The sequence below is a fragment of the Methylophilus flavus genome (genome assembly GCF_042678905.1).
In the GTDB taxonomy this organism is placed as follows: Bacteria; Pseudomonadota; Gammaproteobacteria; order Burkholderiales; family Methylophilaceae; genus Methylophilus; species Methylophilus flavus.
Genome location: NZ_JBHTLN010000001.1, coordinates 1,992,718 through 2,009,131 on the forward strand (window position 1 = coordinate 1,992,718; position 16,414 = coordinate 2,009,131).

Consider the following 16,414-nt stretch of genomic DNA (forward strand, 5'->3'; position numbering starts at 1 on the left):
TCATTCCTTGAAAAATGTATTACAGGCTGAACACGTTCATTGCGCCACCACCAGGTGCCGCGTTGTACTTGGTCAGCTCTTTGTAGCCACCGGCAGCCCCCAAGCCATCGGTTTCATTGGTCAGACCCAGGTTCATCGCAACTCCAGCCCAGCCGCCAATCCCTGACAATACGCCTACATATTGCTTGCCTTTGTGACCGTAAGTGATCATGTTGCCAACCACACCGGAACCCACCTGGAACTTCCACAGTTCTTTACCGGTTTTGGCATCCAGTGCTTTTACCCAGCGGTCCAACGTCCCGTAAAACACCAGGTCAGTTGAAGTCACCAGCGCACCACCCCAGGCAGAGAACTTCTCTTTGTTGTACCACTGCGCTTTACCTTTCAGCGCATCCCACGCCATAAAGCCGCCCATCACACCGTCCGGCCCGGCAAACATGGTCAAGGTAGCGCCTACCCATGGCTGGCCGGCCACATATTTTGATTCAACCGGCTCGTATGTCATACATACATGGTTCAGTGGCACGTAAAACATTTTGTTCTTCGGTGAGTAAGCTGCCGGTTGTTCATCTTTCACGCCCAGGGCTGATGGACAAATACCTTTGGCGTTGTAATCCTGGTGTGTGGAATACTTGGCATCTTTTACTGGAATACCGGTTTTCAGGTCAATCTTGCTGGCCCAGTTTACGAACGGATGCATTTTTTCCGCCACCAGCAGGCTGCCGTTGGTGCGGTCAAAGGTATAGCCAAAGCCGTTACGGTCAAAGTGCGACGCCAGTTGTTTGCCATTGGCTTCCCACAGGATGATTTCGTTCATACCGTCATAATCCCACTCGTCGTGCGGGGTCATCTGGTAGGCCCAGCGCGCCATGCCGGTGTCCAGATCACGCGCGAAAATCGTCATCGACCATTTGTTGTCGCCAGGGCGTACGTCCGGGTTCCATGTGCCTGGATTGCCGGTACCGTAATACATCAGGTTCAGTTTTGGGTCGTATGAGTACCAGCCCCAGGTCGGGCCGCCGCCATTCTGCCAGCCATCTTTTTGCTGCTGCGGTTTATGCCAGGTGCGTACGCCGAGGTCAGCTTCGGGGTATTTCAGTTGCGATTTATCCAGAGGCTTGAAAGAACCGCCCTCTTTGTTGCCGCCGTTTACATCCTGGTAGACAGACAGTGCGCTGTAATGCGGATTCTCTTTGTTAAAGTCTTTGCCAATCAGCATTTCGCTATCCGGTCCGGTGCTGTAGGCTTTCCATAGCAGGCTGCCATCCTTGATGCTGTAGGCGGAGATATGGCAACGTACGCCGAACTCGCCACCTGAACAGCCAGTCACCACTTTGTCTTTAAATACGTGAGGAACGTTGGTATTGGCCGCGCCTGTTTTTGGGTCGTTGACTTTTACATCCCAGATTTTGGCACCGGTTTTGGCATCCAAAGCCACCAGCACACCATTATTCTGCTGCAGGAAAATCTTGCCGTCACCGTAGCCCAGGCCTTTGTTTACGTTATCGCAGCACAATACCGATTGCACATCCGGGTCCTGTTTGGGAAAGTAAGACCAGCGGATCTTCTGGTTGTCGTCCAGGTCCAGCGCATACACGTTGTTCGGGAATGCGGTATGGATGTACATGGTATTACCGATGACCAATGGCGCACCTTCGTGACCGCGGTTAACGCCGGTGGCGAATGACCAGGCCAGTTTGACGTTTTTGACATTGCCTTTGTTGATTTGTGACAGTTTGCTGTAACCCTGGTTGGCGTAGTCTTTACGTGCCATCGCCCACTGGTTATCGTCCTTCATTAAAGCGTCCAGCTCTGCATTGGCCAATGCGCTGGTGCTCATGCCGGCTAGCATCATTGCAGTGATGGCAAGCTTGATTTGGTGTTGCATACATACCTCCAAAAATGGTGTGTCTGAAGCTGGAATAAGTGATTTGCACGCAAGTAAACAAATGCTTCTTTTGCTACCCGCAGGGCAATGATTGCAACGCCTGTGCCAACAGTGTGTTTTATTTGGGTGAATGAAAAAAATGAATTAAAATCAAACGGTTATTTATTGGTATCAGTGGTGACACAGGGTAATGCAACGGTGAAAACTGTTCAGGGTTGTGTCAGATTGGTACAGTTGTTCAATTCATGTGATACAGGTGTGCAAGCAGTCATGTCCAAGTTTTCTCCAGCCTCCTCGCAAACATCATTGCCCGCCATGCGTGATGATCAATTGGCGATTGCCGAAGCGATTGAACGCTCCTGGCGGCGCTGCATGGTCAAGGGCGTGGATGAGCAGGCGCCCGCGCATGACCAGATCATTACGGCACAGGAATTAACACAACGGCTGGAGAAAAACCGTTTGCTGCTGACGCATGCCGAGCCGGAAATGCTGACCCTCAGCGGGCAAATCGCGCATACGCGCAGCCTGGTGATCCTGACGGATAGCGATGGCGTGATTTTGCGCACCATGGGGGAAGGCGTGGAGCAAGGCGATATCCGCTCATCCCTTTTACCCGGCGCCTCATGGAGCGAAGAGCATAGAGGGACCAACGCGATAGGCACAGCCCTGGTCGAACGCGCACCTATCAGTGTGCAGGGTGCCGAACACTTCATGGCTTACCACCATTCGCTGAGTTGCTCTGCGGTGCCGATCTTTGCTGCGAATAACCAGCTGGTGGCTACCCTGGATGTGTCGAATGACTTGAACCAGCCACAGCAGCACACCTTGGCGCTGGTCAAAATGGCAGCGCAAATGGTGGAGAATCGCTTGTTCCATGCCACTGCCCAAGGCGAAATCGGCGTGCATTTTCATGCGCGGCCTGAGTTTATCGGTACGCTGTGGGAAGGCCTGGCATTATTTGATAGCGATGGCCAGTTACGCGCAATTAACCGCAGTGGCCAGTTCCAGTTCGGATTACCGCTGGATGAAGATGTGCTGGCCAATCGACGTGTGCCCTTTGCTGATGTGTTTGATGAGTCCTGGGCAGCATTCAAACAGCGTTGCCAGGGCAGTGACCTGCTTTTCCCTCTGCAATTGCGTAACGGCGCCCGCCTGTTCGCACGCGCATCCGTACAAAATCCTTCACGTGCGCAGCCCATTGTTTCGCAAGCCCGAGAATCAGCCGCCAGCCTGGAAATGCTGGATACCGGCGACCCGCAACTGAAACAGGCGATCACCCAGGTCAAACAGGTATTAAACCGCGATATTCCCGTGCTGGTGCTGGGCAACACCGGGGCTGGTAAAGAACTGTTTTCCCGTGCCATTCACGATGCCAGCAACCGTCGTGACCAGCCCTTTGTAGCGGTCAATTGCGCCGCACTGCCCGAAGGTTTGATTGAAGCCGAATTGTTTGGCTATGAAGAAGGCGCTTACACCGGCGCCAAACGCAAAGGCAACCACGGCAAGATCCAGCAAGCTGATGGCGGCACATTGTTCCTGGATGAAATTGGCGATATGCCACTGTCATTGCAGGCAAGGTTACTACGCGTGTTGCAGGAACGCTGTGTGACGCCGTTAGGCTCAAGCAAGTCGATCCCGGTTAACTTTATGCTGATCAGTGCTACCAACCAAAAATTGAAAGAGAAAGTGGCTGCCGGTGAATTCCGCAGTGATCTGTATTACCGCATTAATGGCCTGGCAGTGCAGTTACCATCTTTACACCAGCGCCAGGATCTGCAGCGTCTGATCAGTTTGATTTTACAGGTTGAGCAATCACCGCAAACTGAAATCAGCGCAGAAGTGATGGCATTGTTTGCGCGCCACCCATGGCCCGGCAACGTGCGGCAACTGCATAATGTATTGCGTACGGCAATCGCGCTGGCAGATGGCGCAATGATTGGCTTGCCACATCTGACGCAGGATTTCCTCGATGAGCTTGAAGTCTCTGGTAGAGACCAGGCTGTTCGCCCGGCACTGACTCTAAAAGCGCAATCGGACGAAACCATACGTTCTGCCATGCAGCAACACGCTGGCAATGTGTCCGCCGTTGCACGCCAGTTAGGCATGAGCAGAAATACGCTGTATCGCCGTTTGAAGATATTGCATTTAACTTAATCAACGAGCAGCAATGTAAAAGCCCCAGCGCATTGCCGGGGCTTTTTTTCATGGCTTTATTTTAGCTATTATTTGCCGCGACGACGTACCACTGCACCCATTACACCCAGACCCAGCATCATCATGGCATAGCTGTCAGCTTCCGGCACAGCAGATGCAGATGCGACCTGGTCCACCTGGAAAGCCAAAGCTTGTGAGAAACCAGCGCTGAAACTCAAAGTGTAAGAAGTGATCGGTGAAGAAACACCGCTCAGGTCCCAGGAGTAACGATAATAATCATCAACAGTGCCGGTACTCACGAAGTTGATCAATGACCCTGCAATGGCCTGGTTACCGCCGTTGTAACTTAGCGTAATGGTATAAGCTTCACCACCGAATGAAGCATTGAAGTCATTGACGATGCCCTGGAATACCAGTGAACCGATGTTGTTTGAAACGGTATTGTCAGTGAAGGTCAGGTTGCCGTCACCGTAAAGACCAAAACCGGCCGGATAATAGCTGCCGGTAACCTGTGTCAGCAATGCATCGCCAGAACCGGCAACGTTACCTGCTGTACCTGCGGCCAGTTGGGCAGCAGTCAATGGATTCGCAGCACCGTTATCATCCACGCGGTTGCGGTTCAGCTGGTTCCAGCCGTCAAAAGACACAGAGTTTGCAACGTCAACAAAGCTGCTGTAGGTGGTGTTCGCTTGTGCCAGACCAGCGATTGCGAACAGGCTTGCACCGATAACGATGCTGAGATATTTAGCTTTCATTTTACTAACTTCCTTTGAGTAATTATTAATGACTGGCATCTTTAATAAGTGCCAGAATTGTTAACTGGCCGCGTTACTCACAAACGTCTTTACCATGTATCCCCGCTACCAGATAGTAATGGGAATGATTATCATTATGATTGGATAAAACATTGAAGTCAATGGTTGTTGTTATTCTGGGAAATTAAACTCGGGTAAAAATTGATGCGGAATAGCATCAGGCAAGTACCTGCAATGCTGCAGGGCCTAGTTCCTGATGGGTTTTGAGGCGTATGGTAACGCCTTGAATTGGATAGAAAGTACGTTAGCTGCCAGCGCTTTTCAGTCGGTACATGGCCAGGTTACCCATCAGGTTGGGCAACATATGCACATCTTGACCACCCGTAATGACTTTACGTTCAATCACTTGTATCTGATGATTGGTGCAAAATTCATCAAAATCGTGAATCGTACATAAATGCACATTCGGCGTGTCATACCACTGGTAAGGCAGGGTCTTGGATACCGGCATTTTGCCGGTTACTATCTGCAGGCGGTTACGCCAGTAACCAAAGTTGGGGAAGGTAACAATCGCTTCACGGCCAACGCGCAACATTTCTTCAACAATGGTTTCCGTGTTGTGCATGGCTTGCAAAGTCTGCGACAGAATTACGGTATCAAATGACTGGTCTTCAAAACCGGATAAACCGTCTTCCAGGTTCATCTGGATCACATCGACGCCATTCTTGAGCGCTTCCAGCCAATTAGCATCGTCTTTTTCCACACCATAACCGGTAGTGTCCAGCGTTTCATGCAGATGGGTCAGCAAAGTGCCATCGCCGCAACCAAGGTCAAGCACCTTGGTTTTTGAACGCACCCAATTTGTTATTAATGCAAAGTCTGGGCGAATATTTGTAATATCTACATTTTTCATACTTTGACCTGCTCTAAATAAGCACGCATGATGTCGTGGTAATGCGGGTCAGGCATCAAAAATGCGTCATGCCCATGTGCTGAAGTAACCTCGGCATATTTGACCGGCAACGCGTTATCGAGCAATGCCTGTACGATTTCCCGCGAGCGACCTGGAGAAAAGCGCCAGTCGGTAGTGAACGAAATCACGATAAATTTGGCTTCTGCTTTGCTGAGCGCCTGGCTCAAATCGCCGCCGTAAGCCAGAGCTGGATCAAAATAATCCAAAGCGCGTGTCATGCGCAAATAAGTGTTGGCATCAAACTCACCGGCGAATTTATCGCCCTGGTAACGCAGGTAGGATTCCATTTCAAACTCAACATCAAAACTGTATTTGAGCTCGCCATGACGCAGTTTGCGGCCAAATTTTTCGCCCATCACATCATCGGAAAGGTAAGTGATATGACCCAGCATACGGGCAATGCGCAATCCTCGGCGCGGCACGGTGCCATGGTTGTAATAATCGCCTTCGTAAAATTCAGGGTCGGTAATAATCGCCTGGCGCGCGACTTCATTAAAAGCCATGTTTTGAGCGGTTAAATTCGGCGCAGAAGCAATCACAAATGCATGGCGTAAGCGCTCAGGGTAAGCAATATTCCATTGCAGGGCCTGCATCCCACCCAGACTGCCGCCGATCACTGCAGCCAGCTGTTCGATCCCAAGGTAATCCATCAGTCGCGCCTGTGATTCAACCCAGTCTTCCACTGTCACCACCGGAAAGGTAGCGCTATATGGCCGGTCAGTCAGCGGGTCAACACTCGATGGACCGCTACTGCCATGACAGCCGCCCAGGTTATTCAGGCCAATCACGAAAAACTTGTTTGTATCCAGCGGCCTGCCGGGGCCAATCAGGTTATCCCACCAGCCTGGGTATTTGTCATCTTCTGAATAACGGCCAGCCACATGGTGGTTGCCCGATAAGGCGTGACAGATCAGCACGGCATTGGATTTGGTTGCATTGAGCTCGCCGTAGGTTTCATAGGCAAGATGGTATTGCGGTAACACAGCGCCGCTTTGCAAGGTGAGTGGTTTGTTGAAATGCGCTACCTGCGCTTTAACAATACCAACGGAATTCGATTCAGACATGCCGCGATTATACTATGTGGCATGCCTCACGGCGAGTCAGCGCGTCTTTGCTTTTATTGCGGTGCGGCTGACAGGCAGCCAAGCAAGGCTGGCAGGTCTGCCACCGAGTTGATCACTGCATCCGGATCGACGGCAGACAGGCGCGTGTAGGTTTCCCGGTATTTGCCGGTTTTCACCAGCACACCATGTAACCCGGCATCCTGCGCACCCCCGACATCGGCATCAATATCGTCTCCCACCATCATCACTTCGGAAGGCTTCAGGCGTAATGCATCCACCGCGATATTGAAAAAATGCCGAGAAGGTTTACCCATGAGCATGGCTTTGGTATTGCTGGCATATTCCAGGCCGGTGACGAATGCGCCGATATCCATTTGCAGTCCGGTTTCGGTCTGCCAGAAACGGTTTTTATGGATGGCGATCAGTTGCGCGCCATTCACCAGGCAGTGAAAAACTTCATTGAGTAATTCATAAGACCATTGGTCGCCAATATCACCAATCACCACGTAATTGGCAGCGGTGTCGGATTGGTCAAAGCAGGCAAAATCTTTTTTCACATCTTCAGCCAAAAGTAACTTGCACACCGGGTTGGGCTGTCTATTTAAGTGCTGTATGGTCGCTTGTGGTGCACTCATGATTTCTTCAGGCACTGTATTAAAGCCAAGCCGGTTCAGTTTGTCTTGCAAAGAATCTAACGATAGGGTGCTGGTGTTGGTGACAAAACGCACGGCAATGCCAGCTTTACGTAACTGGGCCACAGACGCCAGTGCACCGGGAATCAGCTGGTTGCCGATATACAAGACACCATCCAGATCAAACAGGACAGCTTTTATGGAGTTGAAATTAAACATACACGGCCTTTCTTGCTGCAATCGAATAGAACTGTAGCAGCAAGAATCGTGCACAGCGCAGTGTTACTTTTTAAACGGATACAGAAACTGTTTCCAGTAGCCGTTCGGCACCGGGTGTCCGCCGATGCCATAACCACTTGGCCATTGATTTTTTGGCATGTAATACGTGCCGAACAGCTTGTCGAATAAGGGGAAGTGAATCGCGAAATTCACGTCAATCGCTTCCTTTTCAATGCCATGATGCCAGTGGTGAAAACGTGGCGTGACAATGAACGGTTTCAGCCATTCGACATTAAAGCGCACGTTGGCATGCACAAAGGTGGCATTGAGATACACCAGCAAAATATAAATATGTAATGCGCTCTCGGCAAAGCCCAGCACATACATAGGGATCACTGTCATGCTGCGTAAACCGACGATTTCAACAATATGCATGCGTGAACCGGCCAGCCAGTCCATCTTTTTAGCAGAGTGATGTACAGCATGAAACCCCCATAAAAACGGCAGCTGATGAAACGCGCGGTGGAACCAGTACTGGACAAAATCCGTGAGAAACATGATTTCAATCACTTGCAGCCAGAGCGGCTGGCTGGCAATGGCAGCTCTAAACGTTGCCCAGTCACCGGTGTAATGCAGCACTGTCATCGACGGTGCCAGCGTAAACAGCGTCAGCGTTTGCACAAATACACTGCTGATTAAAAAATAAAACAGATCCTCACGCCATTCATCCCTGAATAAAGCCTGTTGGGTCAAGCGACCAAACAGTTTTTCCAGGGGAATAAACAGGAAGCCGGTCAGCAGTATATTCAGCACAAACCAGTCCAGGCTAAGTGCCAGATTGCTGGTACGTGCGGCTTGCGCAGCCAGCGTTTGCGCTATGGTCATGGTGACCAGCACCAGCAGGATAGCGCTAAAACCCAGGATGCGATTCCTGCGCAAGACCAGGTTAGTGCAAGCCAGCACAAAACTGACGACTAACAAGCCCTGAATAATCCATGTGAATTGTGGCAATGCATATAAAGGCGCCAGCATCTGGGTAGAGAACACCCCTTGCAAGCGCTCGCCAAGTAGCAAACATAGGCCGGCAATGCCAAGCACCAGCGCGGCCACCCCACTTAACCAGCCCGAACCAAAACGCCTTAATTCCTCCGGCGATTCCAGATCATTGCGTATCGCCAGACGTAGTTTTTGAATCATGATTCCCCCTTTTTTATTATTGGTGACGCCTGGTATTTTAAATTACCAACCACTGCGCCAGCGTGACCCTTGGATTGTCGCCTAAATCGCGCAAAGTTTGAATATGCTCAAACCCGGCTATTTGATAAAGATTTTGTACAGCCTCTGCCTGGTTGTAACCATGTTCCAGCATCAGCCATCCGCCATCATTTAAATGGCCAGGCGCTTGCGTGATGATCTGCCGTATATCCGCCAGGCCATCTTCGCCCGCAGCCAATGCAGAGAGCGGCTCAAAACGTAAGTCGCCTTGGCTTAAGTGCTGATCGGCAGCTTCAATATACGGCGGGTTGCTGACGATCAGGTCGAATGCCTGGTTGGCAAGCGCAGAAAACCAGTGGCTATGCAGCAATGTGACGTTATCAAGCTGCAAGCAATGTCTATTTTTTTCAGCCACCCTTAAGGCGCCCTCTGAAGCGTCGACGGCTGTCACCTGCGATTGAGGTGCATGCCACGCGAGCGCTAGCGCAATAGCGCCGGTGCCTGTGCCTAAATCCAGTATTTGCAATGGTTGCATTATTTTTTGCAAGGCAGCTTCGACCAAGGTTTCAGTATCCGGCCGTGGAATCAGCGTATCGGAGGTGACGGCGAGTTTAAGGCCAAAAAATTCACGGTAGCCAAGAATATAGGCGATCGGTTCGCCTTGTAAACGGCGCTGCAATAAATGCGTGAAGTCCTGTGTGGACTTTTCAGGCACAACATCCGTGGCATGCGCAAGTAACCATGCACGGTTCACATCCAGTGTATGCATCAGCAATATCTGCGCTTCTATGGATGCTTCGCTGGCAGGCACCAGTTGCGCCAGCTGTTGCCTCGCAGTTTGCAGCAACTGTTGCACCGTTTGTGACATGGCTATCTGCCCCCGGCGGCTTTGCGCAAGGCAATCGCTGTGGCATTGCCCTGTTTTGCCGGATGACGCACCGCGTGGCGAATCACCCATTTCAGTTCTTTATCGGCATTACTTAACCAGCGGTCGCACAGGTCAAAGGCAATCTCGGGATGGTCTTTGGCAATGTCGCCCACATGATTTGCCACACTGCGCCGCACGTACAGGCTAGGGTCACTTTTCAGTGCATCGAGGATAGACAGAGTCGGCGTCGGGTCCTTGATCAATTGCGGAATGCGTGCTCCCCACGGCAAACGCGCGCGGGTGCCTTCCGAACACAAGCGACGCACATGCGGGTCAGGGTCATCCAGCCATTGCGTGAGCTGCTTGAGCGTGCGGTCAAAGTCATGAATCAGGAACGGGCGGATGGAAAATTCTGCGGTGAAGCGGCGAGTCAGTTCATACTGTGCAAGCATGGCTGCGTCAAACGGGTCTTCACCGGCATTGTGCAGAGCATCGCGGCCATATTCCGCCACAAAACGCGTATGCGGCAGATAGAAAAATACGCTAAGCCCCAGGCGCTCTGTATGTAAATTTGGTAGCGTCAGCGTACTAATTAATACTTCTGTCGCATCAGAAAATTTGACAGGTAATGTCGCCTTCAGCGCTGTGGCAATATGCGCTGAACGGTCCATAAAACCAAGTGGTGCAATGTTGTTGAGCGCTAACTCTTTAAACGCAGAAGAATCGAAACCGGAATGCACCAGCGCAATGTTATGGGCCAGGCAATCGATTGCTTCGCTATCCAATATAAATTTGATTGGCTGATCTTTTTGGATACTGCGTGGCGCATTTGGAATTCGAAAATTAAAGTCGCTTATACCAGAAACTGGTGTCATTTGATGGATATCAAACATTTTGATCAACAGTTTGCCTAAAAACTGTATTTAACAAGTCTTTAAAAGACTCGTCCGGGCTAACTGAATGCATTTCTAAATTCTCTAACGTAAATTGGCGTATTCTTTTTCCGTTCAATGCAAAAGCTTCAGCTAACTGTTTTTTTGTATCTGTTTTTATTCCCAGCAACCAATTACTGTAGGCGATATTACTTAAAATCATTGGCCGTTCCACTTCGTCGCAAAGCTCAACGGCTTTTTCAAAGTTATAAATGGCAATTTTTAAGAGCCTTTCACGTTGTGACCTAATCTTCCAAGCTTGTTTTGCTAACAAAAGATTTTTAAATCCTAAACCATCATAAGCTATCGCTACTTTAGCCTGCACAATTCGATATTTAGAACCTGCAAATTTCTGAATTAAATGATTGTAAGTTTCAAGTTCAGCTTCAGGTTGACTCAGAACTTGCTCTTGAATAAACCCTCGATTGAGATAAGCATGTGCAACATGTGCTTGAACAACAGGATGTAAAGATTTTTCAAGTTTTTGAATCAAAGCATTCCAAGTTGCAACTGCAACTTCAGGTTGATCCAGAGACTGTCCCTGCGTAAATCCTTTGTTAACATACGCACGTGCTATTTGCGCATGCATGTCTGGTAAATTAGAGTCGCCAAACTTTTGAATTAACGTGTCGTAAGTTATGATCGCAGCTTTAGGCTGATTAAGCGACTGATGTTGGGTATCGCCTTTGTTAACATAAGCACGCGCAATTAATTCTTTAAAAAAATGATTCTCGGTGTTTCCGAATTGCTTTATTAAGTTACTGTAAGTAGCCACTGCTTCTTTAGGTTTATTAAGCTGGCGTTGAGCATCCCCTTTTTTAATTTGAGCAAGTAATATATTTGACTGCATTTCAGGCAGTTCAGAACCTAATTCCTTACGTTGATTATTATAATTTTCGATTGCTGCTTGGGGATCTTCCAGCTGTTTAATTAATACAAACTCCTGATATACAGGCACAGCAGAACTATGTTGTGCTAATTGAGATTTAGTTGTATCAGGGGCCTTGTTAGAGTAATTATCACTTTCAGAAATTGATCTATCTAATAGTTCCGTTAAGTGATCAGCCATTAGCTCTTTAGTTTCTATGGCTGTATTATTGGCTTCATCTTCAAAGTTTCTTAGTTTTAATTTTAATTCATCAATTTCGGTGTTCAGGTCTTTTGTGTTTCTATCAAACCAGTTTTTTACTTCTTGTTGAGTAATATATTGGGCTTCCTGTTTTGCCACAAGTTGAGCATCAGTTTTCGCATTTCTGTAAGAGAAAAACCCAATGAGCGATACGAGTACCGTGATCATAACGCTCCCAATTGCAATATTGTTATTTAAAGAATTGGCTTGGTTGTTGATTTGCTCAATTAGATTTTTTTGGTAATCAATCTGAGCTTGAAGCTGCATTAAATCTTGTGATTTAACGGATTTCAAAGACTCCAGACTTATTTCAGTTTTCGCCTTAAAGGTTTCATATTTTAGGCGCTCTTCCGCATCCCCAGCTTCAGCCAAAGTATGAGAGGAAAGAGTTATCAAAATTACGAAACAACAAAATGTAATTTTCATATTTCCTCTATTTGCTCATTTAATTATCTTCGCCCAGGCTAGCCAGCAAATCAGCCTGATACTCATTTGAAAGTGCGCCTATCAGCTCATCCATATCGCCTTCGGTAATTGCTTCAATCTTGTACAAGGTCAGGTTGATGCGGTGGTCGGTGATACGGCCTTGTGGGTAATTGTAGGTACGGATACGTTCCGAGCGGTCACCGGAACCAATCAGGTTGCGGCGTTCCGAGGCGATCTTGCTTTGCTGCTCATCTACCTGTTTGGCTTTGATGCGTGCCGCCAGCACCTGCATCGCTTGTGCCTTATTGGCGTGCTGGCTGCGGCCATCCTGACATTCGACGACAATGCCGGTAGGTGCATGGGTAATGCGCACGGCAGAATCGGTTTTGTTGATATGCTGACCACCGGCACCGCTGGCACGGAAAGTATCGATACGGATATCGGCCGGGTTGATTTCCACATCACCGACTTCTTCTACCTCAGGCAAAATTGCTACCGTACAGGCAGAGGTATGGATGCGACCCTGGGTTTCAGTGTCTGGCACGCGTTGTACGCGATGACCGCCAGACTCGAATTTGAGTTTTGAGTAGGCCCCATAACCATTGATTTTGGCGATGATCTCTTTGTAGCCACCGACTTCCCCTTCATTGGCAGAGACGATTTCCACTTTCCAGCCCTGGCGGTCGGCATAGCGGGAATACATGCGGAACAGATCACCGGCAAACAGGCCGGATTCATCGCCGCCAGTACCGGCGCGTACTTCCAGGAAAATGCTCTTATCATCATTGGGGTCTTTGGGCAGCAACAGTTTCTGTAACGCTAATTCCACTTCTTCCAGACGCTGCTTGCCACTTTCGATTTCCTCCTGTGCAAACTCCTTCATCTCCGGGTCTGAAAGCATGGCATGCGCCTCTTTCAGGTCGGATTCGGTTTGTACATAGATGTGGTACTGCTCAACAATAGGCGTGATTTCCGTATGCTCCTGCATGATCTTACGGTAATTATCCATATTGTCAGTCACGCCTTCGCTACTCAGCAGGCGGTTGATTTCTTCGAGGCGCTCGCTTAAGTTAGCGAGCTTTTGCAACATACTTGGTTTCATGGGTTTTGCCTAAAATTCAAATGTGGCGGATGCATATGTGATTCACTCACAGCCAGCCTGGGTCATGCTTAATTAAATTAATCTTTCAGCTGGAACAGCTGCTTTACCAGATGCTCAAGGTGCGCATGTGCGTCACCATTGCTGTTGTTAAGTGCATGGCTGGGGCCATGCAGAAATTTATTGGTCAGGGCGTTACTGAGTACCTCAAGCACCTTGTCAGCAGACTCGCCTTTTTGCAGCAGCTTGAGCGCTTTTTCCAGCTCGGCTTGCCTTACGGCATCTATCTGGTCACGCAGGGCTTTAATCGTCGGCACGGCTTCACGCTGTTTGAGCCACTGCATAAAGTGCTCAACACGGGCGTTGACGATCAGTTCGGCATTCACTGCCGCTTCCTGACGATTGCCTATACCTTCGGAAACAACTTGCGCCAGGTCGTCTACCGTATACAGGAATACGTCATCCAGGGCCGACACTTCTGGCTCGATATCGCGTGGAACGGCCAGGTCGACCATAAACATCGGCCGGTGTTTACGCAGCTTGATGGCGCGTTCAACCATACCCAGGCCGACCATAGGCAACTGGCTGGCGGTGCTGGTGATCACAATATCAAATTCGTGAAAACGTTCAGGCAGGTCATTCAGCAGAATGGCCTGCATGTTCAGGCCCTGACTGCGGATTTTTTCTGCCAGCTGTTCGCCGCGTTCCAGGGTGCGATTGGCAACGGTGATTTTTTTCGGTTTTTGTGCGGCAAAATGATCGGCACATAGCTCAATCATTTCACCGGCGCCGATAAACAGCACGCTTTGCGCGCTCAAATCACCAAAAATCCGTTGCGCCAGTTTGACAGCAGCCGCTGCCATTGAAATGGAGCTGCCGCCGATATCGGTATTGGTGCGCACTTCTTTCGCTACTTCAAACGTACGCTGGAACAATTTGTGCAACATGGTGCCCAACGTACCAACATCCTGCGCGATTTTTACCGACTGCTTGAACTGCCCGAGGATCTGCGCCTCGCCCAGCACCATACTATCCAGGCCGCTGGCAACACGGAAAGCATGTTTGACCGCTTCGTGACTACTCAAGGTATAGGTATAAGGCATCAGCTGCTGAGCTTCCAACTTGTGGTAATTGGCCAGCCAGTCGATGACGGTTTCTGGCCGTATAGACTGCACATAGATTTCAGTGCGGTTGCAGGTGGAGAGGATGGCAACTTCAGACACGTTGTGGCGCGTCAGGTCTTCCAGCGCATGCGGCAGGCTTTCGTTGTTGAACGCAACGTTTTCGCGGATAGCGATAGGTGCGGTGGTGTGGTTCACACCAATGGTAAACAGTTGCATAGCGCTATTTTACCTTTGAGAACAGGCAAAGAGATAAATAAACTAACGCATGCAGGTCGTTCATGGTTGATTCGATTGGTGCCCGTAGCAAAGGTGCCGACATTTTCTTACATTAGTGCTTAGCAAGCAAGAATCCTGTCAATTTGGCGTGGAATGGCAATTGAACCAGAATGGCGTTAAAATATTGGTTTTACAATAAAAATCATCAGATTTATTCAACTTCAGATACGGAACACCAGCATGGACAAAACTTTTCGCATTGCCCCCAGTATTCTTTCTGCCAACTTTGCCAAATTAGGTGAAGAAATTGAAAACGTGATCAAATCCGGTACCGACATCGTCCACTTTGACGTAATGGACAATCACTATGTACCTAACCTGACGATTGGACCGCTGGTTTGCGATGCCATTCGCGATTTGTCACATAACGTCGGCGCATTGATCGACGTGCACCTGATGGTGAAACCGGTAGACCGCATTATTCCTGACTTCGCCAAAGCCGGTGCCGACATCATCACTTTTCACCCGGAAGCGTCTGACCACATTGACCGCAGCCTGGCGCTGGTGCGTGACAGCGGCTGTAAATCCGGCCTGGTATTCAACCCGGCGACCCCGTTGCATTACCTGGACCACGTGATGGATAAAGTCGACATGATTTTGCTGATGTCCGTGAACCCGGGTTTTGGCGGCCAGAAGTTTATTCCGGAAACGCTGAACAAATTAAAAGCAGCGCGTGCACGTATTGATGCCTACTACGAAAAAACCGGTCGCCAGATCTGGCTGGAAGTGGATGGCGGTGTGAACGCGAACAATATCGCTGAGATTGCCAAAGCCGGTGCAGATACATTTGTGGCAGGTAGCGCGATTTTTGGTTCGCCTAACGAATCGGATGCTAACCGTTACGATACTGTTGTTGCGGCGATGCGTGCTTCTTTAGCCACTGTTTAATTTAATAAAAGCCTGTTGTGATGCGGTTTCAAGTCAAGCTGGTGATGTTCGATCTGGACGGCACCCTGCTTGATACCGCACCGCAAATTGCCGAAGCCGCCAATCGTATGCTGGTGGCACTAGGCAAGCCCATGCTGCCACAGGCACAGATCAGCACCTATATTGGTGAAGGCGTGCAAAACCTGATCAAGCGTTGCCTGACCGGGAATCCGCATGACGAACCGGACGCTGAGCTGTTTGAAAAAGCCCAGCCTCTGTATCATGATTTTTACGCGAATAATGCGACTGACAGTCTGCCGTTTTCTGGCGTCATATCTGCGCTACAACAATTAAAGACGCACGGCTTCTTGTTGGCCTGCGTCACTAACAAACCTGAAAAATTCACCCGGCCTCTGCTTGAAAAAGCAGGCCTGGCCGATTTTTTTGAAATCGTCGTCTCAGGTGATACGCTTCCCAAAAAGAAACCCGATCCGCTGCCGCTGTTGCATATTTGCCAAAAACTAGGCGTATTGCCCGCTGAAGCAGTACTGGTAGGGGACTCGGAAACCGATATCCAGGCAGGGCAGGCAGCAGGATGCTTTGTAGTCACCGTGCCTTATGGGTATAATCAGGGTCGCCCGATTGACAAGGCAACCGTGGATGCCACGGTGCAGCAGTTCACCGAGGTGGTGGACTTGCTGGAGTTACCTGCTCTCTTAAAGCGGGGATAAAAAAACTATTCAAATATCATGATGTTTTGTGCTCATCATTCTTCCAGTTGGCCAGTGTTAAG

The 16,414-nt window shown here is 49.5% G+C and carries 14 protein-coding genes; 3 read left to right on the forward strand and 11 right to left on the reverse strand.

Annotation, left to right across the window (positions count from 1 at the left end):
* Window positions 1–19: 19 nt before the first annotated feature.
* The gene (locus ACFQ2T_RS09685) at window positions 20–1,888 is read right to left on the reverse strand and encodes a methanol/ethanol family PQQ-dependent dehydrogenase (RefSeq protein WP_379033694.1); all 1,869 of its coding nucleotides are present in this window, start codon (window positions 1,886–1,888) and stop codon (window positions 20–22) included.
* Window positions 1,889–2,158: 270 nt separating this feature from the next.
* Here ACFQ2T_RS09685 and ACFQ2T_RS09690 point away from each other — a divergent pair, with 270 nt between their 5' ends.
* The gene (locus ACFQ2T_RS09690; protein WP_379033697.1) at window positions 2,159–4,042 is read left to right on the forward strand and encodes a sigma-54-dependent Fis family transcriptional regulator; all 1,884 of its coding nucleotides are present in this window, start codon (window positions 2,159–2,161) and stop codon (window positions 4,040–4,042) included.
* 68 nt (window positions 4,043–4,110) lie between these two features.
* Here ACFQ2T_RS09690 and ACFQ2T_RS09695 read toward each other — a convergent pair whose 3' ends face one another.
* The 10 genes from ACFQ2T_RS09695 to hemA all read right to left on the reverse strand — a co-directional run bounded on the left by ACFQ2T_RS09695 (window position 4,111) and on the right by hemA (window position 14,694).
* The gene (locus tag ACFQ2T_RS09695) at window positions 4,111–4,797 is read right to left on the reverse strand and encodes a PEP-CTERM sorting domain-containing protein (RefSeq protein WP_379033700.1); all 687 of its coding nucleotides are present in this window, start codon (window positions 4,795–4,797) and stop codon (window positions 4,111–4,113) included.
* Between the two features lie 304 nt (window positions 4,798–5,101).
* Window positions 5,102–5,710 carry a methionine biosynthesis protein MetW gene (gene metW, locus ACFQ2T_RS09700; protein ID WP_379033703.1) on the reverse strand — a complete coding sequence of 203 codons (609 nt, stop codon included), beginning with the start codon at window positions 5,708–5,710 and terminating at the stop codon, window positions 5,102–5,104.
* Window positions 5,707–6,834 (reverse strand): homoserine O-succinyltransferase MetX, encoded by a 1,128-nt coding sequence (gene metX, locus ACFQ2T_RS09705; protein WP_379033706.1) that lies wholly within the window; start codon window positions 6,832–6,834, stop codon window positions 5,707–5,709. Before metX ends, metW begins: the two co-directional genes overlap by 4 nt.
* A gap of 53 nt (window positions 6,835–6,887) precedes the next feature.
* Window positions 6,888–7,685: a TIGR01458 family HAD-type hydrolase gene (locus ACFQ2T_RS09710; RefSeq protein WP_379033708.1), complete on the reverse strand. Its 798-nt coding sequence runs from the start codon at window positions 7,683–7,685 to the stop codon at window positions 6,888–6,890.
* 63 nt (window positions 7,686–7,748) lie between these two features.
* On the reverse strand, window positions 7,749–8,882 hold the full coding sequence (locus tag ACFQ2T_RS09715; protein WP_379033711.1) for a sterol desaturase family protein: 1,134 nt from the start codon (window positions 8,880–8,882) through the stop codon (window positions 7,749–7,751).
* Window positions 8,883–8,919: 37 nt separating this feature from the next.
* Window positions 8,920–9,768, reverse strand: coding sequence for a peptide chain release factor N(5)-glutamine methyltransferase (prmC, locus tag ACFQ2T_RS09720; protein WP_379033714.1), 849 nt, complete (start codon window positions 9,766–9,768; stop codon window positions 8,920–8,922).
* Window positions 9,769–9,770: 2 nt separating this feature from the next.
* Complete coding sequence (locus ACFQ2T_RS09725) at window positions 9,771–10,553, reverse strand: DNA alkylation repair protein (protein WP_379033717.1); 783 nt, start codon at window positions 10,551–10,553, stop codon at window positions 9,771–9,773.
* A gap of 100 nt (window positions 10,554–10,653) precedes the next feature.
* On the reverse strand, window positions 10,654–12,255 hold the full coding sequence (locus tag ACFQ2T_RS09730; RefSeq protein ID WP_379033720.1) for a tetratricopeptide repeat protein: 1,602 nt from the start codon (window positions 12,253–12,255) through the stop codon (window positions 10,654–10,656).
* Between the two features lie 19 nt (window positions 12,256–12,274).
* Entirely contained in the window at window positions 12,275–13,357 is a 1,083-nt protein-coding gene (gene prfA / locus ACFQ2T_RS09735; RefSeq protein WP_379033722.1) for a peptide chain release factor 1, read from the reverse strand.
* Window positions 13,358–13,434: 77 nt separating this feature from the next.
* Window positions 13,435–14,694, reverse strand: a complete 1,260-nt coding sequence (gene hemA / locus ACFQ2T_RS09740) for a glutamyl-tRNA reductase (RefSeq protein WP_379033725.1) — start codon at window positions 14,692–14,694, stop codon at window positions 13,435–13,437.
* A gap of 240 nt (window positions 14,695–14,934) precedes the next feature.
* Between hemA and rpe the strand changes: the two genes are divergently transcribed.
* Window positions 14,935–15,642 (forward strand): ribulose-phosphate 3-epimerase, encoded by a 708-nt coding sequence (rpe, locus tag ACFQ2T_RS09745; protein WP_379033727.1) that lies wholly within the window; start codon window positions 14,935–14,937, stop codon window positions 15,640–15,642.
* Window positions 15,643–15,662: 20 nt separating this feature from the next.
* A complete protein-coding gene (locus ACFQ2T_RS09750; RefSeq protein ID WP_379033730.1) occupies window positions 15,663–16,352 on the forward strand; it encodes a phosphoglycolate phosphatase in 690 nt (229 codons plus the stop codon).
* Window positions 16,353–16,414: the final 62 nt, after the last annotated feature.

Bases quoted from the DNA above. Each gene is read 5' to 3' on its own strand.
- ACFQ2T_RS09730 (WP_379033720.1), bottom strand. From the start codon at position 12,255: ATGAAAATTACATTTTGTTGTTTCGTAATTTTGATAACTCTTTCCTCT.
- prmC (WP_379033714.1), bottom strand. From the start codon at position 9,768: ATGTCACAAACGGTGCAACAGTTGCTGCAAACTGCGAGGCAACAGCTG.
- metW (WP_379033703.1), bottom strand. From the start codon at position 5,710: ATGAAAAATGTAGATATTACAAATATTCGCCCAGACTTTGCATTAATA.
- ACFQ2T_RS09695 (WP_379033700.1), bottom strand. From the start codon at position 4,797: ATGAAAGCTAAATATCTCAGCATCGTTATCGGTGCAAGCCTGTTCGCA.
- prfA (WP_379033722.1), bottom strand. From the start codon at position 13,357: ATGAAACCAAGTATGTTGCAAAAGCTCGCTAACTTAAGCGAGCGCCTC.
- ACFQ2T_RS09690 (WP_379033697.1), top strand. From the start codon at position 2,159: ATGTCCAAGTTTTCTCCAGCCTCCTCGCAAACATCATTGCCCGCCATG.
- ACFQ2T_RS09750 (WP_379033730.1), top strand. From the start codon at position 15,663: ATGCGGTTTCAAGTCAAGCTGGTGATGTTCGATCTGGACGGCACCCTG.
- ACFQ2T_RS09710 (WP_379033708.1), bottom strand. From the start codon at position 7,685: ATGTTTAATTTCAACTCCATAAAAGCTGTCCTGTTTGATCTGGATGGT.
- rpe (WP_379033727.1), top strand. From the start codon at position 14,935: ATGGACAAAACTTTTCGCATTGCCCCCAGTATTCTTTCTGCCAACTTT.
- hemA (WP_379033725.1), bottom strand. From the start codon at position 14,694: ATGCAACTGTTTACCATTGGTGTGAACCACACCACCGCACCTATCGCT.
- metX (WP_379033706.1), bottom strand. From the start codon at position 6,834: ATGTCTGAATCGAATTCCGTTGGTATTGTTAAAGCGCAGGTAGCGCAT.
- ACFQ2T_RS09685 (WP_379033694.1), bottom strand. From the start codon at position 1,888: ATGCAACACCAAATCAAGCTTGCCATCACTGCAATGATGCTAGCCGGC.
- ACFQ2T_RS09715 (WP_379033711.1), bottom strand. From the start codon at position 8,882: ATGATTCAAAAACTACGTCTGGCGATACGCAATGATCTGGAATCGCCG.